General features: G+C 40.9%; 17 protein-coding genes and 1 pseudogene. 8 read left to right on the top strand and 10 right to left on the bottom strand.

The annotated features are described in order from the left end of the window. Positions 1-81 precede the first annotated feature (81 nt). The 3 genes from NIE88_RS17110 to NIE88_RS17120 form a co-directional block, all read right to left on the bottom strand. On the bottom strand, positions 82-1,827 hold the full coding sequence (locus NIE88_RS17110) for a CBM35 domain-containing protein (protein WP_253063967.1): 1,746 nt from the start codon (positions 1,825-1,827) through the stop codon (positions 82-84). A 283-nt stretch (positions 1,828-2,110) separates the two neighbouring features. Continuing rightward, positions 2,111-4,108 carry a glycoside hydrolase family 127 protein gene (locus NIE88_RS17115; RefSeq protein WP_253063968.1) on the bottom strand — a complete coding sequence of 666 codons (1,998 nt, stop codon included), beginning with the start codon at positions 4,106-4,108 and terminating at the stop codon, positions 2,111-2,113. Next, positions 4,105-5,484: a glycoside-pentoside-hexuronide (GPH):cation symporter gene (locus NIE88_RS17120; protein ID WP_253063969.1), complete on the bottom strand. Its 1,380-nt coding sequence runs from the start codon at positions 5,482-5,484 to the stop codon at positions 4,105-4,107. The genes NIE88_RS17115 and NIE88_RS17120 overlap by 4 nt, the downstream gene beginning before the upstream one ends. A gap of 150 nt (positions 5,485-5,634) precedes the next feature. Here NIE88_RS17120 and NIE88_RS17125 point away from each other — a divergent pair, with 150 nt between their 5' ends. Further along, positions 5,635-6,588, top strand: a complete 954-nt coding sequence (locus tag NIE88_RS17125) for an AraC family transcriptional regulator (protein ID WP_253063970.1) — start codon at positions 5,635-5,637, stop codon at positions 6,586-6,588. 1,189 nt (positions 6,589-7,777) lie between these two features. On the opposite strand, the pseudogene arfA reads toward NIE88_RS17125, so the two are convergent. From arfA to NIE88_RS17140, 3 genes and pseudogenes are all read right to left on the bottom strand, one after another. Continuing rightward, positions 7,778-9,272, bottom strand: a pseudogene (arfA, locus tag NIE88_RS17130) (arabinosylfuranosidase ArfA). Between the two features lie 104 nt (positions 9,273-9,376). Further along, positions 9,377-10,660, bottom strand: coding sequence for an oligosaccharide MFS transporter (locus tag NIE88_RS17135; protein ID WP_253063971.1), 1,284 nt, complete (start codon positions 10,658-10,660; stop codon positions 9,377-9,379). A 5-nt stretch (positions 10,661-10,665) separates the two neighbouring features. After that, the gene (locus NIE88_RS17140; protein WP_373689453.1) at positions 10,666-11,667 is read right to left on the bottom strand and encodes a glycoside hydrolase family 43 protein; all 1,002 of its coding nucleotides are present in this window, start codon (positions 11,665-11,667) and stop codon (positions 10,666-10,668) included. A 287-nt stretch (positions 11,668-11,954) separates the two neighbouring features. Here NIE88_RS17140 and NIE88_RS17145 point away from each other — a divergent pair, with 287 nt between their 5' ends. Continuing rightward, the gene (locus NIE88_RS17145) at positions 11,955-12,848 is read left to right on the top strand and encodes an ArsR/SmtB family transcription factor (RefSeq protein WP_253063972.1); all 894 of its coding nucleotides are present in this window, start codon (positions 11,955-11,957) and stop codon (positions 12,846-12,848) included. Between the two features lie 531 nt (positions 12,849-13,379). Continuing rightward, positions 13,380-13,496 (top strand): IS3 family transposase, encoded by a 117-nt coding sequence (locus NIE88_RS22855; protein WP_373689455.1) that lies wholly within the window; start codon positions 13,380-13,382, stop codon positions 13,494-13,496. Positions 13,497-13,656: 160 nt separating this feature from the next. Here NIE88_RS22855 and NIE88_RS17150 read toward each other — a convergent pair whose 3' ends face one another. Further along, a complete protein-coding gene (locus NIE88_RS17150; protein ID WP_253063973.1) occupies positions 13,657-15,762 on the bottom strand; it encodes an alpha-galactosidase in 2,106 nt (701 codons plus the stop codon). Positions 15,763-16,040: 278 nt separating this feature from the next. Between NIE88_RS17150 and NIE88_RS17155 the strand changes: the two genes are divergently transcribed. Both NIE88_RS17155 and NIE88_RS17160 read left to right on the top strand, forming a co-directional pair. Beyond that, entirely contained in the window at positions 16,041-16,979 is a 939-nt protein-coding gene (locus tag NIE88_RS17155) for a helix-turn-helix domain-containing protein (protein WP_253063974.1), read from the top strand. Positions 16,980-17,034: 55 nt separating this feature from the next. Continuing rightward, a complete protein-coding gene (locus tag NIE88_RS17160) occupies positions 17,035-17,223 on the top strand; it encodes a hypothetical protein (RefSeq protein WP_253063975.1) in 189 nt (62 codons plus the stop codon). Positions 17,224-17,335: 112 nt separating this feature from the next. Here the strand turns inward: NIE88_RS17160 and NIE88_RS17165 are convergent, their stop codons facing one another. Both NIE88_RS17165 and NIE88_RS17170 read right to left on the bottom strand, forming a co-directional pair. Further along, positions 17,336-18,706, bottom strand: coding sequence for an MFS transporter (locus tag NIE88_RS17165; RefSeq protein WP_253063976.1), 1,371 nt, complete (start codon positions 18,704-18,706; stop codon positions 17,336-17,338). Between the two features lie 25 nt (positions 18,707-18,731). Beyond that, a complete protein-coding gene (locus NIE88_RS17170; protein ID WP_253063978.1) occupies positions 18,732-20,015 on the bottom strand; it encodes a glycoside hydrolase family 27 protein in 1,284 nt (427 codons plus the stop codon). A 572-nt stretch (positions 20,016-20,587) separates the two neighbouring features. Here NIE88_RS17170 and NIE88_RS22480 point away from each other — a divergent pair. Further along, the gene (locus tag NIE88_RS22480) at positions 20,588-20,710 is read left to right on the top strand and encodes a hypothetical protein (protein WP_290446566.1); all 123 of its coding nucleotides are present in this window, start codon (positions 20,588-20,590) and stop codon (positions 20,708-20,710) included. Positions 20,711-21,223: 513 nt separating this feature from the next. On the opposite strand, the gene NIE88_RS17175 is transcribed toward NIE88_RS22480, so the two are convergent. Next, positions 21,224-21,643, bottom strand: coding sequence for a MerR family transcriptional regulator (locus tag NIE88_RS17175; protein ID WP_253063979.1), 420 nt, complete (start codon positions 21,641-21,643; stop codon positions 21,224-21,226). 93 nt (positions 21,644-21,736) lie between these two features. Between NIE88_RS17175 and NIE88_RS17180 the strand changes: the two genes are divergently transcribed. Next, positions 21,737-22,732 carry an aldo/keto reductase gene (locus NIE88_RS17180; RefSeq protein ID WP_253064050.1) on the top strand — a complete coding sequence of 332 codons (996 nt, stop codon included), beginning with the start codon at positions 21,737-21,739 and terminating at the stop codon, positions 22,730-22,732. 127 nt (positions 22,733-22,859) lie between these two features. Further along, positions 22,860-23,720, top strand: coding sequence for a fructosamine kinase family protein (locus tag NIE88_RS17185; protein ID WP_253063980.1), 861 nt, complete (start codon positions 22,860-22,862; stop codon positions 23,718-23,720). The last annotated feature ends 187 nt before the right edge of the window (positions 23,721-23,907 follow it).

Consider the following 23,907-nt stretch of genomic DNA (forward strand, 5'->3'; position numbering starts at 1 on the left):
TAGGAGCACAGACCATAGGGATGGCCTGTGCTCCTATTTTTTAGAAGGAATTTGTTAATGAATAGATTGTGCTGGTTTTCTTTATTTTGATAGTCGTATATAGTCAATCTCAGCATAATTCACTGATTTTTGCAGAGTAATCGTATTTTCTCCCGCTTGCAAATGAACATTGAGCTCACGCGTTTTTCTTGTTCCGGAATTGGGAACGGCGTGTATCCAGCCACCTGTTGGCGGGAAAGTGACTTTTTGAATGCTGTTTTGATTGATGAGCAGCTGATCTTCAGAGTTATCTGCCGTTCCGTTTGCATAACCAATTTGCATTGTGTAATCGCCTGAACGCGGCACACTGACGTTAAATTGTACAAAGCTGCCTTGGGCATCGAGACTGCCAACGTACGCCCCGCCCGAAGCATAGCTTCCTGAGTATATTTTACCGTTAGAAACAGTTGCATCCTCTGCCTCTTCACGGAGTGTAAATTGACGGGATTTTGGCGGATAATGAATCTCCGATGTTCCCTGAATTTTTTTATTTGTTGGCGTGATCACAGCTTCATATCCCCATGACGCGTGCATATCTTTGATTGGAATTGTGATTTTTCCATTAACGATTTTAAATGTTCCCGTAAAAAGCGTCATTGGTTTTTGTACAGCCGTATCCACGCCATACCACGGAGTAGCCTTAACTTGAATATGAACATTTTTCTTAAATGCGCGTGTCGAGCTGAACCCTTTTACCGTTATTCGATTTTTGCCTCCTGCTCCACCAAAAACAACGCTTGCAACTCTGTTCTTTGCATCCAGATTGGCAATTCCATCCAGATTTGAAGTGGTTTGCGATGCCCGGGTCATAACCATTTGACCCTTCATGTCACCGTACCATTTATACAGCCACCATCCGCCGTTTATCTTTCGTCCGTCTGTAAGCAGATTGCTTAATCTTCCATATTGATACCAGAAGGCCATGTTTGCACTTTCAACACCGTTACGTTCAAACTGGGCAATGTACTGAATCATAGCTCCTGGAATCGCTTCTTCTTGTGTTGCTCCGTATTCGTTTATACTGATCGGTATTTGCCGGATGCCCAGATCTTTTTCAATTTGCTTCAAGTTCTGAATATCTGCTTTTAGCGAACGCGCGTCCCATTGATGCCAGCTGATAATGTCTGGGAGGCAATGATTGGCTTTGGCATAAGTTAAAAAGCTTCTCATAAAGGTTTCTTTATAACTGGAGATGCTGGGTCCGATAATTGGAGTCTTTGAATCCAGTTTTCTGACCTCATCATATGTTTTCTTCCACCCCTCGTTGAAGGATCCTGCGGATGACGTATCCCAAGTCCCATCCGGTTCATTCCATAACTCATAGCCGTAAATGTTCTTAACCCTCGAAGTCAGTGTTTTGTTAATCATAGTATCGACTTTATTCAGCCAGTCGTTCCAGCTTACCCATCTGTACGGAAAATTCGGATAAATATCTGGCATCCGTATTGTAACTTTGGCACCTGCACGCTCTGCCAGTTTCGCGACTTTTAATGCATCGCCTGCCGGAGTGATTTCTCCATTAGGTAACTGCTGTCCGTCCGGAGCCATCTGAACAAATGTGGAAGGCTTTAGCGGTTCAATCTGATTCAGCAAGGGCGTATGCTTATCAGCCAATCCATAAAGTGATCCGGATGCTGCGTGAGTCACGGGTCGATAGCGGTTTCCCAGATTTACTGTCAGTGTACTTTGAGACTGCTGAACGGTCTGAGCATTTGCGTATCCGCCGGTATCCGGAAGAAAAACCGACAATAGAATGCAAAGGCCGGCAACCATGAAACGTGTTTTCAAAATATCACTCCTCCAATAAATAACCGAATTTTAATATAAAACCTCGTCTGAGAAGAAACAGCTGCTGATTTACCCTTCTCTTGCAATTGTCGACGCTCTAATTGTAAGCGATTTCAGATGAGGATTAAATACCAAAAACAAACTTTAAGTGTCTATTTCCGACCTTTTGATAAATCTATAAAAAATAAGTCACTCAGGTTAATGCGCCCCTTCTTTTCCAAACAAAAAAGAGGCTGATAACAACTCAACCTCTTTAAAAAACCTATTGAATTGAAGGCTGCTCTCAATCGGCTTTTCTAGTCCAAACCTGCATTTCTCCCGACTTTCGATTGATCCAGGCATAATATGGAATAAATCGAACGCGTTTCATCTGCTTCTTTGCCTGTTGATATTCGTGGTAAAGCGACGCATCGGCATCATCAGGTTCGTCCCTTAATGCATCAGCTTCAATTGCAACAACCCCTCGCAGCAGATCAGGTTCGTAGTTCTCTGTGAAAAATACCTCTTTGGGCAGTTGATACAAATTTAACGGAGTCGTATTGTCTGCTTCTTCCATGCAATAAATAATTGGGCCTCTTTGAATAGCCACTTTGTTCAGATTCGTTTTCACATGATTATCGGCCTGCATTTCACGCACACGCATATCTAATTTTAATTCGAGTTCAAGTCTCTCATCAGTCACATCAAAAATCGCATAACCATTATGGGCCTCTTTGCTGATTTTCTTGCCTGACAGGTAAAAATCATAACATTGCGCCGACCAGCCCGGAATTCTGACGGAAAATTTAAATCGAGCTTTTTCCGGATTGCTGACTGTATAACTGATCGTACCGTCCCATGGATAATTATTGCTTTGCTCAATGGTAATGCCCTGTTCAAACGATGCCCTATTCGCAATAAATTGATGCGAATAAATCGTTTTTTCTTCAGGATCAACAGTATAAATATACTGATCGACCGAAGCAATCAAACGTGCAAGATTTGGCGGACAGCAGGCGCAGCCGAACCAATTCTGTCGCTCAAACATAACGTGGCTTTTTCCCGGATCTTTTTGGCTGGCCTCTTTAGACACTTCAAGCGGATTGACATAGAAAAAATGCTCTCCATCCAATGAGACACCGCTGATCGTTGAATTAAACAGTTCTTTTTCCAGAACATCAGCGTATTCCCCCTTGGGTTCAATCTCCAGCATTCTTCTGGCAAAGAAAGACATGGCAACCGACGCGCACGTTTCACAATACATGGTGTCATTCGGCAAATCATAATCAAAGGTAAACGATTCGCCAACTGATGTCGCGCCGATTCCCCCGGTTATATACATTCTTTTTCCGACAATATTCTTCCACAAACGTTTGCACGCCTCATAAAGCCTGTCATCGTGTGTCAGTTTTGCAACATGCGCCATACCCGTACATAAATAAGCGACACGAACGGCATGACCCTCAGCGGTTTTCTGATCTAAAATGGGTTGATCCGCCTGATAATAACTGAGAGGAAAACCTTCCATTCCGGCAATGAGATGCCGATCTGCGCCGTCTGCTTCGATCTGCCGATCAAGAAACTGCGGATCCTGTCCTCGTTGATATAAAAAATAACGGGCAAGTTCAAGATACTGTTCATTTCCTGTTGCCTCATACAGTTTTGCCAGTGCCAGCTCAATTTCCGGATGACCGTCAAAACCATGTATTTGTTCTTTACCGGGTCCGAAATGTTCATGGATACAGTCAGCCATACGCTTCGCAATGTTTAACGCCTTTTGACTTCCGGTCGCCTCATAATAAGCGATGCCGGCTTCGATATAATGCCCCATACTGTAAAGTTCATGGCTTTGCTTGAGACGTTTAAATTTGCGTTCCGGAGCTTCGATAATAAAAAATGTAACCAAATAACCGTCGTCCTGCTGTGCGTCCGCAATTAAATCCACCAGCCGATCCGCGACTTTCTGAAGTTGTCGATCAGGTTCGGCAGTCAAAAGATAGGCCACTGCTTCCAACCATTTATAGGCATCGGTATCCTGAAAAACGTAGCCGTAGTGCCCGCCCTTCTGCTTACCAGCGGCAATCTCAAAATTAGCAACTGCATGGCTTTTTTCTGAAGGAATCCGATGATCTCCGCGTTCTTTCGTAATTTTTATATCCGCCTGATCATTCATAACGCTCCATTGGTACGGGATCATTTTCTTTTTGACAAGATCGCGATAGCGCTTCCAAAATTTATCGGTCAATAAAATGTTTTTAGGAGAGCGACACGTCATTCTTATGTTCTGTTTATCAATTTTCAAGATTCAGTCTGCTCCTTTCGTGCTAAAAGATCGCGAATAACAACAGGTTCATGGTCTTCGTATTTTTTATACAGAACCATCGGGATGATATTGATAACAAAAATTATGATCGGCAGCCACATGAAAGAAAACTTGATCGCACTGAGAGCGCTCACCGTCTGTGTGTGATTCGGTACGTAGTTAAACGCGTTCATAATTAAGGAAGGAATAAACGATCCGAATCCCGCACCGAGTTTAATGCAAAATGAGCTGCCGATCGCAGTTAAAAACCCGCTGGCACGAATGCCGTTTTTCCATTCACCGTAATCAACCGTGTCACCAACCATGTTAAAGAACATCGAGCAGGCAACGCCGCTTCCAACGCAGGCCAGGCACCAGCCGACCAGCATGGCCGTGATGTTGTCGCCGACAACAGCCATTAAAAATTGACCGAGAATAGCCAGGATCAAGCCGAAAACGGTCGTTCCCCATTTTCGAAATACTTTAACGATAAACGGGATTGAGGCCATGCCGACAATTTGAATAATGGTAAAACCGTTAAATATAGAGATCAGGTTTGTATCATTCATATTGTACTGAAAATAATAAGCAAGCGTCGAATTTCGAGCCATAAAGCCAACCCAATAGATAACATTGGCCGATACGATCAGTACCCACGGCCAATTACGCTTTGCAGCTTTGAAACTTTGCCTAATCGGAATGGATTTGACACGTTCAATATTCTTTTCACGCATATCCGCAAATGCGATGACTAATAAGACAACCGCAATGATCGCATAAAGCAGTACTGCTAGGGACCAGCCCTTTTGGTCATTCCCTCCGCCTAAAAATGTTGCCAATGGAATGATGAATGTTATGGCAAAGAAATTACCAATATTTCCGCCAACCATACGAAACGAGTTCGCTACCGTCCGTTCTTCTGTATTGGAAGTCAGATTAGGGAGTACAGAAGTAATCGGTGTCGACATACCCGTATACGATATACCGGCCAGAATATACATAACACCTGCCCAGACAATCTTTGTCGTTCCCGAAATATCCGGTGTGGTAAACAGCAACCAGACAAACACAGCGAACGGTAAAGCCATCCATAAAAACCATGGGCGGCTCTGACCATATTTACTGTGTGTATGGTCAATGATGATTCCCCAGATCGGGGCGTCGAGCGCATCGAAAAATCGGGCAATTAGCAGCAATGTGCCGGCAACGCCGACAGTCAATCCAAATACATCCGTAAAAAAGAAGAGAAGATAACTGCTGATAATGCAGTAAAGCAGGTTTCCTGCCATATCCGTAAATGAATAAGTAATTTTTCGGTGAAGCGGCAATTTGTCTTCAACAATACGGCCTGCTGTTTCGTTCAGTTGGACTGGCACGATGACAACCTCCTTGTTTAAATGAGTTAATTGATCGTGTAAAGTACTTTACATTCACAATTGTAACCCCTTGCATTTTTTGGTGTAATCCCTTACATTGTAGAAAAGGTGTTCATTTCCGACATACTTAGAAAAGTGGGGTGACCTATTTTGAACTGTTATTCATTTCCGCTGACCGATCCATTTCTCTATTACAAGAGTGGCGAATTTTCCTCAAGCACGCCTTGGAAACACAAAAAGATGTATCATCAAGGTGATTATGAAATCATTATTTGTACGAAGGGCGAATTGTATATTCAGGTCGGGGATGACAGACAAATTGTTCTCCCGAATGATGTCCTATTGATACCACCGTATACAGAATTATTGGGTTATCGGACATCCAATAAGCCTGTTGATTTTTACTGGCTCCACTTTTTTGTCAATACAGACCCAATCTTTTTGGATCGGCAACAATTAATGAATAAAATTGGTCCGGTTTCTCTGCAAAATTATGCACCGTCCATCAATAACCGTGTTATTTTACCATGTACCTTTCATTTGGATAATCCGCAGCGCATATATATACTTGTCAACCAAATTCTCGACGTCGCGAACAGCTATCGATACAGTGAACAGGAAAATGATTACTTAATGACAGCTTTTCTGATTGAATTAAGTCACCATTTTCTTGTACATCTCGCCTCTAATTTTAGCTACAAAAATAGTAAAATTGACAAAATCAAGGAGTGGATACGTGCAAACATCACAGAGACCATGACAGTTGAACAAGTTGCTTATGCTTTTGATCTGAATCCTGATTATTTAACACGGCTCTTTAAAAAGCACGACCATCGCACCACGCTGCAATTTATTAATGACCTGAAACTGGAAACAGCTCAATTGTTGCTCGTTCGCACTAATTTACCGGTTAAGCAGATTGCGACGCACGCATATTTTGGCGATGAAAAAAATTTCATGCGCCGTTTTAAGGCACAAATCGGACTCACCCCTACGGAATACAGAAATGCATATACCCACACCCATTTAAATAATCCTCTTATCGATCCTCTCATTCCGTTGCCAAAACAACTTGAACAAATCATTGATATTAAGTCCAAGTAAGCTAGGAGAGTGGCCGCCCGCCTCATGCACTTGTGTCGGAAACTTGACCGAATTAACCCCTTTATCTCACCAACCGACGATCACATTCTTACCTGACTGCAACTATTTAAATGGACTGGGGCTGACTTGTCCGTCACAATCATTAAGCATATACAGTAGTTGCTTGATTCTGAACTTTGGCTTCCGATCACTATAAGCGTTTATTTTACCCTTTTGATGAACAGGGCAAGGACTCCCGGCAAAAAAATGCCGCGCACACTGGGAATGTCCAATAATTGCTTCCACCCCAGCCGTTATGATCGAAGCCGCAATGATCGATCTGAAAAATTGCGGCCCAGATAATGGATACCTGGGGTTGTCTTAAAATCAGTTGAGTATTTGGTTATAGTGACCAATCTCATCGAATTTTATCATCCAACTTTAAGGGGGGACGTTCAGCAACCAGCCTCTTTAATGCACCTCTTTTAGATTAATAATAGTTTGCAGAATCTGAGGTGAATAATAAGATTGCAAGTAACTAAATAATTATATTTTTCTTGAATCATACCTTGTCTCTCAATGTATTTTTAATAGTCAATCCACCAATATCATCCCATGAATGACCGACATCACGTCCCATTTCCATTGGAATGCCTTCCAACGTATATAATGGACAATCGATTTCATCTTACTAATAGGACGTTGATCACCTTGCGTTGGACCTAAAACTTGCCAGACGGTATACCATTTTACTTAAAATTTATATATTGTTTTAGGAATAAAAAACCCACAAGTTCTACTTGTGGAGAATAAATTTGGGAACTTTCAAAATATAATTCTGACTATTATTATAATTTGATCATTATGGTTTAATTGTGTAGTCCTTCAACACGTTTCGTGTTGGCCATATAGCCAATCTTCTTTTTATATCGAAGACTTCACTTCTTTTGATTGTGTTAAAGACACGTTTTTAACATCATCAGCAATCAAATCATCGCACTCGGTCTCGCTATTCGTCCGACATTTTCGCTGTAAAAGTTTACCGTTTTTCCTGCATGTAATTTAATTATTAATGCCTGAAAAAGGTTAGAAAAAGATTTACCCTTATGCATGAATTGAACTTTTTTAGTTCAATTTCTATTTCATAACCAAAAGATTTTTTTCAACTATCACAGGTACCCACGTGGTTATGACCACTCTCACTACCTAGTCAATCATTGGTCATCATGCGAAACATATTCCATGATAAAGGATTTAATGATGCAATCAACATATGATTGGTTACCGTATGATTTTTGAGCTTAACAATTCTCATCTTCTGATCCTTATTGGTCTGCTTCATATCGTAGCCGGCAAACTGAGTGGCTTCGATTATATGCTGAATATTAAATCCTTCGAAGCGGACACTGAAATCCACATTTTCTTTAGACTTATTTTCAACAAACACAACAATTTCATGGTCGTCCGAATTGTAAACGGCGATGGAATCCGTATAAGGTACCGCGTCAAACTGATGTGTCTTGTAGGTGGGGACATCGGTTTGCGGGATCAGTGCGATGCCGCGTCCATAGGTAGATACTTGCATGAACGGATAGAAAATCGACTGATACCAGAGCGAAGGTTCACCTGACTCATTGGTTATGATCGGTGCAATAACATTTATCAATTGTGCGAGACAAGCGATTTTGACCCGATCTGAGTTCTTTAACAGCGTAATGAGAAGACTGCCGACTAAGAGTGCATCCTCGAAATTATAATGATCCTCAAGAAGGTGTGAAGCCACTTGCCATGGCTGTACTTTCTTATCCTGATTATGGGAATGGTACCAGACATTCCATTCATCAAAAGACAGATTAATTGTCTTCTTGCTGTGTTTGCGTGCCTTCACAGCATCGCAAACCGCAACAATGCCTTTAATAAATTCATCAAAATCTATCGATTTTGCCAGGAAATTCGCCCGATCGTTTTCTTCATTATTATAGTATTGGTGCAGAGAAAGGTAATCGACATCATCATACGTATAATCAAGGACGGTTTCTTCCCACGATCCGAACGTCGGCATCGTTTTTAGCGAACTGCCGCTCGCAATCAGTTCCACGGACGGGTCAACCAACCGTATGATTTTTGACGTTTCATGGGCAAGGCGGCCGTATTCATGTGCTGTTTTGTGGCCAATTTGCCAATCTCCATCCATTTCATTGCCCAGTGACCATGTCTTAATGGCAAACGGTTTTTCTGCACCATTTTTTCGCCGCAGATCACTCCAATACGTCCCCTCAGGATAATTACAATATTCGACAAGATTGCGTGCTGCATTGATGCCCCGCGATCCAAGATTCACCGCCATATCAGGAGCCGCACCAACGCGACCACTTCATAAATTCATGTAAACCAAACTGATTGGTTTCAATGGTTCGCCATGCCAAATCCAAACGAGTCGGCCGCTGATCTTTTGGACCAATACCATCCTCCCAATTATACCCGGACAGAAAATTGCCTTCCGGATAACGGATCAACGGAATATTCAGCTTCTTCACGGCTTTGATCACATCTTGTCGAAATCCATTTTCATCAGCAGTTGGGTGATCCGGTTGGTAAATTCCGGTGTATACAGATCGCCCCAAATGTTCAACAAATGACCCATAAAGACGCGGATCAATTTCTGAAATTATCTGTTCCCGATTGACATACAGTTCTGATTTCATTTCAACACCTGCTCTCATAAAATATGATTAGCACAAAACGATAGTTTTGTGCTAATCAATCATTTCAATTTGATTCAAGCTGGCGAACCGATCGTTAAGAACTACTACGAATTAGTCGGTGGGACAGCGGCCTTTCCTCCACCGGCAGACGAATCTTCGACCTCGCCTGCCTGGACAGGATCTTCCTTTTTCATCGTAAACAGAGCAAATAAAGTAATCAGCACAACCAACCCACCGAGAATAAAGTACGTATGCTGGAAACCGATCTGATCATAAAGGTTTCCGGCAACGGCTGAAAATACAAAGACCGATATTTGCTTGGCAAAATTAGAAGACAGAGCGTAAACGGTTGCATACAAACGAATATCAAAAGAACCCGATATATACTTCATAATGGAGACGAGCAGCAATGGCATTTCCAGTCCGGCAAGTAGACGGAAGAAAACCACCCATTCCCACGATGGCGCCATAGCACTCCCAAGAATACGAATCGCCGTCAAGAATCCGTATATGATCAATCCGTTTCGAGAGCCGATTTTATTGATAATCCATGGCATCGGGATCATCAATATAAATTCAATAACCGTCTGTCCGGAGGCCATGTAGCTGTATACCAGTGTTCCCTCGGATGCTGTAGGGAAGAAGGTCTTGAAAAAAACAATGAATTGCTGATCAAACACATCAAAAATTGCCGACGCACCCATGTAGAATATTGAAAGCACCCAAAAATTCGGCATTTTAAAGATTGAACTGACCGTTTTCCAGTCCAGAGAATTAGATGTATCACCTGCTGCTTTTGCATTTTCCAAATTTACCTTGTCACTAAACAATAGTAAAAGGGTCAAAACAATTGCTGAAATCGAACAGGACCAAAAAATTGAGTTTGGCGACCATAGAAACAGGCGGCCGGCAATCAGAGCCGCGACAATACCGGCCATCGAACCGCCCATTCGTGAATGACCATACTCAAATTTATTCGCCAAGCCTGCACGTTGCACATACTGTTCAATAACACTAACACCGCCGTTCAGGATGAAGCTCAAGAACGTGCCGGTCACAATGGCAACAAGAAAAGGATTGACACTTAGGATCGGAAGAAACGCCCATTGAAAGAATGGCCCGATAAGAATACCTGCAACAGCAATCGTTAAGACTAAATTTTTCCGAAACAGCAGCTTATCGGATAAAATCCCAAAAATCGGTTGAAACAATAGAGATATCCCGGCCATCATTGAAAAAATCACACCGGTTTCGGCACCATTCAAATGTGCAACCTGTTCCATCCATAATGTCAGGAATCCGTAAATGGTTGCCCAGATGAAAAAGTAGCTGAAATGAGTGAAAGGGAATCCCCAAAAATGTTTGCTTTGATTTTCTTTTGCACCCATGCCTATCACCCCTGCTCATTGTTGTAAGGAACAGGCTTGCCGAAGTTTGGCGTGCCGTCCTCATTCCAGGTAAAGCCCTGAACCTTCGTATGCCGATTTGGATCATAAAGCGGATCACCTTTAATATCCGTATAGTCACGACAGTGGTAAACTAAAATGTTGGTCTTGTTGTCCTCAGCGATCGTAAATGAATTGTGTCCAGGACCGTATTGATGTTCAGCCAAATCGCTTTCAAAGACTGGCTTCTTTGATTTAATCCAGTTACTGGCTTCCAGTAGATCAGCATCATCCGCAACACTTAACAAACCCATGCAGTAATTTTCATCTGTTGCACTGGCTGAGTAGGTGATGAAATACTTGTCGCCATGATGAATCACAGCCGGCCCCTCGTTGACCCAAAAACCGCGCGTTTCCCATTCATACTCCGGCTTAGATAAAAGAACCGGATCAGTTTTCAGTGTCCATGGATTTTCCATCTCCGCAATGTAAAGGTTGGAATTACCTTTAATTGACGGATCTTTTTGCGCCCAAACGTAATAAAATTTATTCCGTGCTTTGAAGCAGGTGGCATCCAGCGAGAACGAATCAATCGGAGTTTTGACTTGACCACGTTCAATCCAGTGCTCTTCGCTGGCCATTGGATTGTCTTCATCACACTCGATACAGAACATTCGATGCTGGAACATGCCGTTCTCATCAAATTCGGTTGTCGCTGCCGCGGCAAAATAGATGAACCATTTACCATCGATATAATGCAGCTCTGGTGCCCAGATCAATTGGCTCATCATTCCGGAATCGTGCTTACGCCAAACGGTGCGAGGGGTCGCATGCGCCAATCCGTTCAGCGTTTTTGATCGACGAATCTCAATTAAATTGTAGGCCGGTACTGAAGCTGTGAAATAGTAATAGCCATCAGTATGCCTGTACATAAAAGGATCCGCTCTTTGAATAATTAAGGGATTAATATAATCAGCAGTTGTCAATTTTAGAAGCTCCTTTTTAATCATTTTCCACGCGTGTCTTGATTGTGCACGCTTTCATTATAGCATTTAAGAAAACGATTACAATATAAAAATATAAATTATAATAAAATATTTCTGTTTTAATATATAAAAATATAAATTAAATAAGCCAAATTTTGATATATATAAAATTTAAGCTTTAATAATGTAAATCAAAATGTTATAATTTATATTATTATTAAAATTATTTATTAACGTTTACCACCAACTCGGCCACGCAAATTGGCGTAGACTTATTTGTAATTCAAAAAACAACAAGGGAGAAATCAAACATGCAATTAGATCTTACAGATGCCTCTTTACCCGCTTACAAGGCACTCGCCAGCTCGGTTCGTCTCAGAATCATCCGCCTATTATCTTCAAATCCTCGTATGAATGTGACGGATCTTGCCGTTCAATTAAATTTGAGCCCGGCCATTATTTTAATGCATTTAAATAAACTGGAAGCGGCCGGATTGATTGGTTTTGAAAAAAAAGGACATAACAAAATCTCCAAGTTAAAGGTTGATGAAATCTACGTTCGTTTTCCGAAAAAAATCTACTCGGCATTCGAGGCTTATGAAACGCAAATCCCGGTAGGGCAGTATACAGCTTTCTCGGTTCAGCCATCCTGCGGACTTGCCGGAGAGAAAGACTATATTGGTAAGGTTGACAATCCGTCTTACTTTATGAGCCCGGAACGGATGAAGGCCGGAATGGTTTGGTTTTCCAATGGCTTTCTCGAGTATCAGGCACCCAACTTATTGAATGCAGATAAACATTTGGAAATGCTGGATCTTTCAGTGGAGTTGGGATCCGAGTTCCCATTTTCGAATAATGTTTGGCCATCGGATATTACTTTTTTTATTAATAATATTGAAATCGGCACATGGACCAGCCCCGGTGATTTTGCGGATGTGCGAGGTAAGTATACGCCCGCGTGGTTACCCGACAATGTAAATCAATATGGTATTCAAAAAATTCTTCGAATTACCGGCCATGGCTCTTATTTAGATGGACAGCCTTTTACCGATATTTCACTCGATTCCTTAGACACGAATCAGCAAACGTTTACCATTCGTTTTGAGGTGAAAAACGACGCTAAAAATCAAGGAGGTTGTACTATTTTCGGCAAAGAATTCGGTAATTACAACCAGGATATCGTTTTTAAAGTTTTTTATAGCTGAAGTGAGCATAATCATACTCTGCGAATTTGATGAATCGTCGCCGTCAGGTTGTAATCGGAAATCCTGCTTTATCAATTAATTGTGAGGCAATATCCATCAAGCATAGATACGAAAAAGTAACCGCCAGCAAAGAAATCAAGGAGCGACTGCCAAGCGGAACATGACGATAAGTACAGCTAAAATAAAAACAATCGTCAATGCCGCACTTTTTTCTACTCCTACCTGTGATGTCTTTAAGTAATCATTGTTAATGAAGTCTTCTCCGTTAAGGGGTATGTCCCTTGAGCTATCCCTAGAGTGTCACAGTTTATGTTGACGTTCTATATGGCAGTACAAGACCGTACTTGCATTCATACAGATCAGAGATTCCAATATCAAACACATGCTTGGCCGGCAAATCGTGCTCAAACGTTATCATATTTATCAAAATATGTCTCGTAAGGCAACCTGTTTTAGACAACGACTAGATGGAGAATTTCTTCCTTATCTGCAAGCTGAGGCCGTAGTGAATCATTATCAGATACGAAGAAAATTAGAAACAGTCTGTGTAATTGGATAAACTATTATAATGAATCTAGGATTAAAGAAAAGCTCGGTGGTAAAAGTCCGATTGACTATCGGATTTCAACTACCGGGCAAGTTGTTTAAAATTATGGTCAACTTTTTGGGGTTCACAACACAGTTGAGTGGTTATGATTAAAACTTATGACGCATTTCTCTTTTATGCTTTTTAAACTTTATTGCCGATCTCTGTTCAGACTATTCCACAATTACAAAACCATCCGTTACCACAACCTCAATAATAAATTTATTTCAATATAATATGATACAAGCGAGCCATTTTTTCCTTAGAAAAGCTTAACTGTACTGAATTACTTTCAGTTTTGTAAGAACTAGTATCATCATTGTTAGGATAAATTTGCTCGATATCGCTTATTTTCCCATATTTACTTAAATCAATAGTGTGATTGTCAGAATTACCAATTCCACGCCAAACCGCAAGATAGATCTCATGGTCCCCCTTTAGTCCATAACTGAACCATGGATCATCAAGTTGACTAAGTCCGTCCGGCCAAATTGGAAGCATTGAAGGAATTTTATCCCGATAAGTCTTGTACGTTTGAATACCTTCAGCGACAAGATCAAGTCGTTGCCCTTCCAATTTATTCAAAAGGCCACTTTGATGGATACGAACCAACATGGCATTGATCATGTTGAAGATAACTTCTTCTTCATCACCCTTTTGCAAGGGATATGACCAAATAGCACATTGTTCGGGAGCCACTACTGAAGCTCCAACGGCTGCAATGTTTCCATTTCGGATATAATCAGTTTGGTCGGTCATTGATTGAATACTATGCCGTTGCAGCATCGCATAATCATGACGCATACCTCCACTGCCGCAATTCTCAATGATTAAATCCGAATAACGTTCAAATACCGCATCAAGCCATTTGAGATAGGCACGATTATGTTTCAAAAGACCATCACCGACACTATCGGCATTCAACTTGGTACCGATACCTGTCGTAATATTGTAATCCATTTTGATATAGCCAACGCCGTATTGTTTAACAAGCCGATCAACAACTTTATCCGCAAACTTACGAACTTCCGGATTAGTAAAATCAAGGTGATAACGATCCGCATCAATAACACGTTTGCCATGACGCATGAAGAACCAATCATCAGGTAACTTATTGGCAAGTGGACATTTTACTCCCATAACTTCCAACTCAAGCCAAAGGCCTGGAGTCAATCCTTGATCGCGGATATATTGTATAAGTTTCTCAATCCCATCCGGAAAACGAACGTCCGAAGGCATCCACTCACCAACGCTATCCCACCAATAGCCATCGGCATACCAGCCACAATCAATAACAAAATATTCACAGCCAACCTCTTTAGCAGCATTAATTAACGGAATTTCTTTTTCAGTTGTTGGATCACCTGAGAGACCATTCATATAATCGTTGAAAATAACCGCAAGCTTTTTATTGTCTTCATTTGAGCGACGAATAGCTCGACGATACTTGGTCATAGCATCGATAGCGTCTTCGTAATCTCCTTCAAGTTGACCAAAGGCAACTTGAACCGTTGTGAAACTGTCGCCGGATTTAAGATTCTTCCACCAATGATTATCAAATTCTTCCGGTCCCGATAACCTAATTGCCAGTAGATTACCACGGCCAATATCAGTCAGTTCATAATGCCAAGCACCATTAGTTTCAATTTGCCAAACAGACGCTTGCCTTGTTTTCGCGTTCACTAAAATTCCATTCGGGGAATACTCAGAACAAGACCATGAAGAATTATTGGTGACGCTTATTCTCTTGGTGGAAGCTTGTTTTTTTTCTCCATCAACCCAGTAATCAAGTCCGGCATTCTTCAGTGTATTGGCTTTCCACTGGGTTTCAGCAGTCCAATCATTGTTAGGAATATAGACAACATTATCTTCGGAATAATTTTCTTCAAGATCATGAGCCTGATTAACTCCGGTTAACGCAAATGAAGAGACATATTCGATTCCTAAGTCTTCTTTGCCAATATTTTTGATAGTTACCCAACTCCTAATAACAGGGGTCTCATTATAAAGTTGATAAGAATTGGTAGTTTTAAGTTGTTTCTTTTCATCTTCTTGGACAACCTTTAATAACTTACCACTTTCATTTTCCTTAATTTCATGACTAACGTACTTAAGATCCCGTCCGGGATTGGTATCAACAAAACGAACACCTTTATGATGAAAATTACGTCCAGTGATCTGAACTTCAGTAAGTGTCATGTGTTGTTTTAATTCAGAGCCGGCCGCTGATAAATCGTTAGTACCAACGGTTGACAGAATTACTTTATTATCTTCTAAGAGTTCAAATCCTAATTTTGCTGATTTTGTTTCAACATCAAATGATAACATAATATATTCTCTCCTTAAATTTATCTTTAAAAAATAGGGGATTTTAAAAATAACTATTTGAGTAAAAAACGTGTTGACTTCACTTCCGTATATTGTTTTTACATCTTAACGTTTTTTATTAACTTACATTTATCATTGTAATCGGTTTCAATTTTATATGAAATAGATTATATTATAGAAAAGGTGTTTTTTTGTAACTATATATTCTCATATATGGTGTCGTATTGTAACTACCGATCTATTTTATTTCACCACATTAAGTATAAGGAGGTGTCTAAATGCTTTCAGTTACATGTTTTGACATAAGTGCACCGGTTTTACACATATCATCGGGTAAGTTTACGGCAGGGGAAAATTGGATGCACAAACATATGTATCACAATGGAAATAGTGAAATAATAATAATGATCGAAGGTACTCTATATATGCAAGTTGATGATGATCGTTTTGAATTGAATAAAGGAGATGTCTTTTCTCTGCCACCGTATCACCATCTTCATGGATATAAGCATTCGCCGCAGGGTACTCAGTATTTTTGGTTCCATTTTTTTACCAAACCAAATGGTTTAAAAACCATAGATATTGAACAGCAAAATATAAAAATAACAAATTTATTCCAAAGTGATTGCGCTGTGTTGCCATTAATATTCAGTTTACAAACTAAAGAAAAAGAATTTGTCCTTGCTAATCAAATTCTTGACGTTGCCGCCAATAAGTACTTCACATCTTTATCAGTAGACTACTTGTTAACAGAAATGATCATTCAACTCTCAGAGGACTACTACCAGAAAATAACCGGTCACCCTGTTGCTGAACATGAATCAAGAATTGAAACAATTAAGAATTGGATTCGAGCTAACCTGTCAAAATCTCTTCATGTAAATGATGTTGCTGATGCATTCGCTCTCAATCCTCATTACTTGGTGAAAATATTTAAGGAACAAACCAATGAAACTGTTATTCAATACATCAGCAAACTAAAAATGGAAGAAGCTAAAGAACTGCTTATACGGACTAATTTACCAATTAAGCAAGTTGCAAGTATGGCCTTTTATTCTGATGAGAAACGGTTTATGAAAGCATTTAAGAAATACACAAACCTCACACCATCGGAATTTCGCCGGGCTTATACTCGTCAATTTCTTGACAGTAGTAATTTTGATCCGGAAGTACCCATTACTAAAAATACCGAGCATTACCGAAGAAGATTTAGATGAATATATGATTTGACATTTACGCTACAATAATTAATTTCACAAGGATGTGCAAGTTATGAACAACAAAAAAAGCCATGGAAATTTTTTAATTATCCTCATCATCATTGTGGTGGTCGATGCGCTATTTTTAGGATACTATGCAATACAAAATCACAGTAAAAAGAGCGGCAACATTTCTAATGCAGAAACTATTGCCGCTGTAAAGGCCCCGGTTAGTCAATCTGAAAACATCTTTCTGAAATAAACCAAAGATTTTTCAAGCAAATAAAAAAGGATGAATCCGAAGATCATCACAGAGATTCATCCTTTTTAGTTTACCCTGACAATATAGACAGTGGAGTATACCCTCTAAATCATTATTTACGCGTCTTAGAAAGTTCAATGGTAATCGTATCCTCCATGTTCTCATACTTCTGGTATATAATGGCGGGAATGATTGCCAATCCATACATAAAGATAGTTGTCCAGTTGAATGAGATATCAATTCCAGTCAAGGCGTGGGCAGTCTGAACATGGTTAGCTACATATCCGAATGAGGCCATAATACCACCATTCATAGCACCGGCAACCCCCATTCCCATTGACATACAGAATGCTGAACCAATCGTAGTCAAAATACCGGCGGCATTAACTCCATTCTTCCATTCACCATAGTCAACGGCTGAACCAAGCATTGCAAATGGCATTGAGACGGCGATTCCCGAACCAATATTGGCAATAAGCCAACCAGCAGTAGCTCCAACAACACTTAACCCGGAGAACATGATAACAAACTGACCAAGAACGGCTATCGCCAAACCCATTGCCCAAATATGGCTCTTAGATATAAATTTGTTCAAGAAAGGGATAGAAATAACACCAAGAACCTGGATTATAGCAATTGAGTTAAAGAAGGTTACTAAGTCTTTATTATGGAAGTAATAAGTGAAGTAATAAATCATTGATTGCTGTCTTCCCTGCTGGGCAACCCAAAATAAGAAATTTCCGGTAACAATGATCAACCATGGCCAGTTTTTATTCATGGCATGGATACTTCTTCTTAACGTAACTCGCTCACTGTTTGGAACGATAACCCTTTCTCTTATGTGTCCGAATGAGAAAAGTGTTCCAGATAAGTTCAAAATAGCAAAGATCACTATGAAGATTCGGAACCCTACAACGTCGTTACCACCGCCAAAGAAGGCCACTAATGGTAATGTAAGTGAGTTAACAACGAACACACCAAGGTTGGAACCCACCATTCGCCACGAATTTAAAATAACCCGTTGTTTCGGATGAGAAGTGATCAGTGGTAAAATAGTTGTAATTGGCGCATTAATTCCAAGGTAAAGAACGCCATAAATCATGTAGACAATTGCACAGTACAATGCTGTAACCGAAGCACTGAGATTTGGAACCCAAAATAGAAGAACGCCACTTGCTGCGTAAGGGAAAGCCAACCATAGAAAATATGGTCGAGCTTTACCAGACTTGGAATGGGTCATATCAATAAGTGTGCCCCAAACTGGGGCCCCGACAGCATCAACGACACGGGCAATCAATAAAATAATTCCTGTTGAGGCCGCTGAAATTGCCGCTACATCAGTAAAAAAGTACATTAAATAGCTGTTAACGACGGTCGCAACTAGCTGACCTGAAAAATCCAGGTTAGCGTAACTGAGTCTCTCAAGGAAACCAACTTTCTCCTTTGTTGACCCTGCCGGAAATTTAATGGTTTTTGCATCCATAAATACTCAACTCTTTTCAATGGTTTTAATTATCTGCATTTTTGATTAAATAAACATCATGTGAACCAATTCGAACCGGTTGGTTAGCGGAAATTGAAACATCTCCATTTTTCCAAATGTCATGGCCATTTAACGGAATTCCTAATTCAGAAACTTTTGACGCTGGTAAGCTTAAGTCACCGTCAGAAATATTAAAAAGCGCATGGTATTGATTCGCGGGGCTGCTTGCATACCACACAATTACATTCTTGTCCCTATGGGTCTGATATTTCTCAATGATTTGATCATCCATGTTGAGAAGCTCTTTATTAGTTAGCAAGCTGGTTGTCCAATCATCAAGATCAGTTAATTCACCACCCATAATTAGTGGTGATTGCGTGATACTCCAAAGGGTCATCATGGTCTTTTGTTCAGCCTTAGTAAATCGCGTCTGACGATTGCCGCCAGGGCCATCAACCGAACGGATCCCAATGTGCCCCAGTGGCAACATATCACAATCCGGCCAGTTACCTGGACGTGAAATTGGAGACCACTTCTCAGCACGATCAAACATATTAAGCAGCAACGGCCATTCGTCCCAGAAATCATCGGTGATCCGCCACATATTCGCTGTCTGTCTCAAGAGGGCACCATTTTCCACCGGAGCGGGGCCGGGTGACAATGAAAGCACCATTTCGCGACCGGTCCTATCAATTGCTTTCCGTAATGCTTCAATTTCTTTCTTGTGAGTACCCTTGTAAATGACTGAATGAGCAATATCATCACATTTGATGAAGTCGACGCCCCAAGATGCATACAACTCCATCAGAGAATCATAATATCTTTGACCTTCTGGAAGATCCACGTTGACGCCATACATGTCTGAATTCCAAGGACAAATGTTATTCAATGCAATGTCCCGGGCGGTTTTATCAGTCCCCTTGATCGATGATGCATGATGAACGGCTTGTCTGGGAATTCCGCGCATAATATGAATTCCGAATTTCAATCCAAGATGATGGATATAATCGGCCAACGATTTGAAACCGTTACCATTTGCAGCCGAAGGAAAACGGTTGGGATCTGGTAAAAGTCTTGAATAGCCATCCATTAGTAACGGCGTAAAATCGTGATATTTAGATGAATCAGCCGTCGGTTCATACCACTGAATATCGACAGTAATATATTGCCAACCATATTGTTTCAAATGCGCACTCATATAATCAGCATTGCGTTTTACTTCTTCTTCGCGAACAGAAGCACCATAACTATCCCAGCTATTCCAGCCTTTAGGTGGCACTTTTGCGAATTGTCTAAAATCATCGTTCATCCTTTACCCTTCTTTGCTTATTTTTTTATAGTTTCCTCGTTTTAATCATTTTTAGAAACTTTTTAACTTATGTTAACTTAGTGCGATCATACTCCTGCCAATTATTTAACAAAAAAGTTGGTTAACCAAACCATCCTGTGCACAGTTATCATATTAGCCCTGAAGGAAAACGGTTTCAATATCAACAAAAACACATTTAGTGTTAAAAAGTAACTAGGAATTGCATATTTAGTGCTAATTAGTAACAATTGAGTATTTCACACAAAAGTATTATTTATGAGTATACTTTTAACGCATAAATGTACCGCCGTGATTGCCGAAACACGGTTTAAAAAGAACCGAAAAAACTGCGTGCTCATTATTCATATCGAAGCACAGAATACCCATCAGGAGCACTTTTGTCAGCGAATGTTCACCCATTTCTCAATGATTTATTTAAAATTCAGAAAACCTGTTTTACAATTGCTATTTTCAGCTATGCTAGATGTAAAGCCGAACCAGATAAATTTGTCATCAAGATCCCATTCCTTGAGACCATGATGTTTCGTTTTTTTTAGATGGAATTAAGTAAAATGAACTGGCGTGCATTTATGCATCGTAATAATCCGGTCAGTGCCGCCCTGATGAGTAAAATGAATTACACGAAAAAAGAACGTGTAGCCGTTCGGCTTGTCTTTCTCAGACAAATGGGCTAGTTTACAGCTTGATGAAGCACGCAGCAGCATGATTAACGGTTTCTTTGAGACCTGATCTGAACGAAAATGAGTTGGATCAACTCATGAAGGAAGTCCATGCATTGCCGAAAGATGGGCGGGAACAAGTGATCAAACGGCCGAACTCATTCTATGATCGCAGGATGAAGAAGGAAAAAGCTGAGGAAAAGGTTTAGTGCAAAAAGAATGGCGCTGCGCATGCTTCAAAAGCAAATGGATCCCAACATTATCCCCGATTCATGTTTGAAGTGATTCCTTTTTTGATATAGGCCCGTTAAATGGGAGGACAAAATATAGATCGCAGGATCCTTCAAAATAGACCTCAACTATATTTTCATAATTAAAAAGTAAACTTGTTCCTCAACTTTATCGAACAGGTAGGCTGTTTGAGAAGTTAGATCCTTCTGCTGAATGACCAGAAGCAGATCCATTTTCCTCAAAATCACCTTATGATTCATATAACGCTCAATGAGTATAAAAATTCACTTACACTTTTCAAAACTGCTTTTCTCTATAATCACTCCAGATGGGATGCATTTTCTTCGCGGTGAGGGCAGTTTTAATATCACTGTAATAATGCAGTTTTCTTTTTACATGTTCTAAATCTTTTTGGAACTGTATGAGCTGCTTTTCAATATGCTGTTGCTGCTCGATCAATAGGTCTAATATATCATCAATATGTTCTGTCTCCTGCTCTTCGTATGTAAAGAACATCTGCAGCTTAGAAATGGATAGCCCGGTTCGTTTGAGGCAGCAAATCGTTCTGAGACGATGGATATGCTTCTCCTCATAAATCCGTTGACCAGCGGCAGTACGACGAACATTGGTTAAAATAGCCATATCCTCGTAATAACGCAATGTCGATGCGGGCAGCTGAAACATTTTAGAAACATCCTTAATTGTGTACACGGTCATCACGGTACCTCCCTTTTAAACAACAGAATAACTTATTGACTTCAAGTATACTTGAAGTGATATCTTCAGTGAAGAAAAGGAAGGAAGATGATTATCATGTATCAGGCATCCGAACAACGTTATGAGAAAATGGACTATCACCGTTGTGGTCATAGCGGCCTGAAATTACCGGTCGTGTCGTTGGGGCTTTGGCATAATTTTGGCGATACTGCAAAATACGAACGCATGAAAGGCCTCTGCTTTACAGCTTTTGACAACGGGATTACTCATTTTGACCTGGCCAATAATTACGGTCCGGAACCAGGAAGTGCGGAAAAAAATCTAGGTATCATTTTGAAGGAAAATTTTAAATCTTACCGGGATGAACTGATCATCAGTACAAAGGCGGGCTATGACATGTGGGAAGGTCCCTATGGAAACTGGGGAAGCAGAAAATATCTTCTAGCCAGCTTGGATCAAAGTTTGAAACGGTTGGGCCTTGATTATGTCGATATCTTTTATCATCATCGAATGGATACGGAAACACCGTTGGAAGAAACGATGGGCGCACTTGATCAGGCAGTAAAAAGCGGGAAAGCCTTGTATGCCGGACTTTCCAACTATGACGGACCAACGATGAAGAAGGCTTGCCGGATACTCAACGCATTGCATTGTCCATTCGTCATCAACCAGAATCGCTATAACATTTTTGATCGGACCATTGAGCAAAACGGGTTAAAAACAGAGGCTGTCAGGGAAGGCAAAGGCATTATTACGTTTAGTCCGCTTGCGCAGGGAGTGCTGACTGATCGTTATCTAAATGGCATTCCTGCCGACAGTCGTTTTGTAACCGACGGCAGATTCTTACACAAAGCGCAAATTTCAGAGGATAGGCTCAGTCGCGTCCGCCGGCTTAATGAACTTGCTCAGTCGCGCGGTGAGGATCTTGCACGTATGGCGTTAAAATGGGTGCTCAGGGATGGCGCTGTTACCAGCGTCCTTATTGGCGCATCAAAGCCAGAGCAAATATTGGATAATTTAAAAGTGATGGACAGCACACCCTTTACAGAGGAAGAATTAAAAAAGATCGATGCTCTTGTTTTAGGGTAAAATAAAGTTTTTATATTTGTTGCATCAGCAGCCAATTCCCTCCAAGTACCGGATGCTCTTTCTATGAAATAATTTACCGCAAACGTTCTATAATTGGAGTAAAGCGACATAACAAGGAGGCAACACAATGGACAATGATTGGATCAACCGCTTGCCTTTGAGAGATATTCGGCAGATCACACACGTCGGCGGGGGCGATGTGAATCAGGCTTACCGAATCGATACCGACAAGAAAAGCTATTTCCTACTTGTTCAGCCAGATCATCCGCAAAGCTTCTATGCGGGTGAAATCGCCGGTTTAAAGGCCTTTAAAGAAGCGGATATTATGGCTCCACGGGTGATCGCCAGTGGACAGATCAACGAAGATGCCTATCTGCTGCTCAATTACCTTGAGCGCGGCACCGGGAAGCAATCCGATTTAGGCAGGCTGGTTGCCCATCTTCACCATCACGAAAGCCACAATGGCCGGTTTGGCTTTGATTACCCCTATTCGGGGTCCAGCATTTCATTCACTAATGATTGGACGAATTCATGGACGGAATTATTCGTCCACCGGCGTCTGGATATGCTTGCTTCGCTGCTGCAAAAGAAACATCTGTGGACAAGCCATGACGTCACGTTGTATGAAAAAAGTCGCGACATCATTGTTTCTGAGCTGGTACGTCATCCAAGTAAACCTGTGCTGCTGCATGGTGATCTATGGGGCGGAAACTATATATTTTTAACGGACGGCTCACCGGCATTAATCGATCCGGCAGCAGTTTACGGTGATCGGGAGCTGGATATCGGAGTGACCATGGTCTTTGGCGGATTTACTCCTGAATTTTACCGAGCTTACGCAGCCGCCTATCCATTTGATAACGGCTATGAAAAACGGCTGGCATTCTATCAGCTGTATTATCTGATGGTTCACCTGAACAAATTCGGTCTCAGCTATGCGGGCAGCGTTTCGGCAACGATGAGTAGGATAATCAGCGAAAACGAATAAAGCACTGTTTAAGAAATCAAATGCGTTTCTGAATCATTGATTTTTTGATTTAATACGTGGCTGTTTATTGCAAGGCACCCCACCTTGATGCATGATCAATTGATCACCATTAACTCTTAATGTGAACATACAAAATTCAAAGCCTAAAAAGAAAAGTCGGCGGTTGATCAATATAAGGGGAGGCATG

Source organism: Sporolactobacillus shoreicorticis (assembly GCF_024125445.1).
GTDB classification, from domain to species: domain Bacteria; phylum Bacillota; class Bacilli; order Bacillales; family Sporolactobacillaceae; genus Sporolactobacillus; species Sporolactobacillus shoreicorticis.

What these genes read in the sequence shown, in the direction of transcription:
- NIE88_RS17135 (WP_253063971.1), bottom strand. Translation starts at nt 10,660, where the DNA reads ATGGGTGCAAAAGAAAATCAAAGCAAACATTTTTGGGGATTCCCTTTC.
- NIE88_RS17140 (WP_373689453.1), bottom strand. Translation starts at nt 11,667, where the DNA reads ATGATTAAAAAGGAGCTTCTAAAATTGACAACTGCTGATTATATTAAT.
- NIE88_RS17145 (WP_253063972.1), top strand. Translation starts at nt 11,955, where the DNA reads ATGCAATTAGATCTTACAGATGCCTCTTTACCCGCTTACAAGGCACTC.
- NIE88_RS17150 (WP_253063973.1), bottom strand. Translation starts at nt 15,762, where the DNA reads ATGTTATCATTTGATGTTGAAACAAAATCAGCAAAATTAGGATTTGAA.
- NIE88_RS17155 (WP_253063974.1), top strand. Translation starts at nt 16,041, where the DNA reads ATGCTTTCAGTTACATGTTTTGACATAAGTGCACCGGTTTTACACATA.
- NIE88_RS17160 (WP_253063975.1), top strand. Translation starts at nt 17,035, where the DNA reads ATGAACAACAAAAAAAGCCATGGAAATTTTTTAATTATCCTCATCATC.
- NIE88_RS17165 (WP_253063976.1), bottom strand. Translation starts at nt 18,706, where the DNA reads ATGGATGCAAAAACCATTAAATTTCCGGCAGGGTCAACAAAGGAGAAA.
- NIE88_RS17170 (WP_253063978.1), bottom strand. Translation starts at nt 20,015, where the DNA reads ATGAACGATGATTTTAGACAATTCGCAAAAGTGCCACCTAAAGGCTGG.
- NIE88_RS22480 (WP_290446566.1), top strand. Translation starts at nt 20,588, where the DNA reads ATGAACTGGCGTGCATTTATGCATCGTAATAATCCGGTCAGTGCCGCC.
- NIE88_RS17175 (WP_253063979.1), bottom strand. Translation starts at nt 21,643, where the DNA reads ATGACCGTGTACACAATTAAGGATGTTTCTAAAATGTTTCAGCTGCCC.
- NIE88_RS17185 (WP_253063980.1), top strand. Translation starts at nt 22,860, where the DNA reads ATGGACAATGATTGGATCAACCGCTTGCCTTTGAGAGATATTCGGCAG.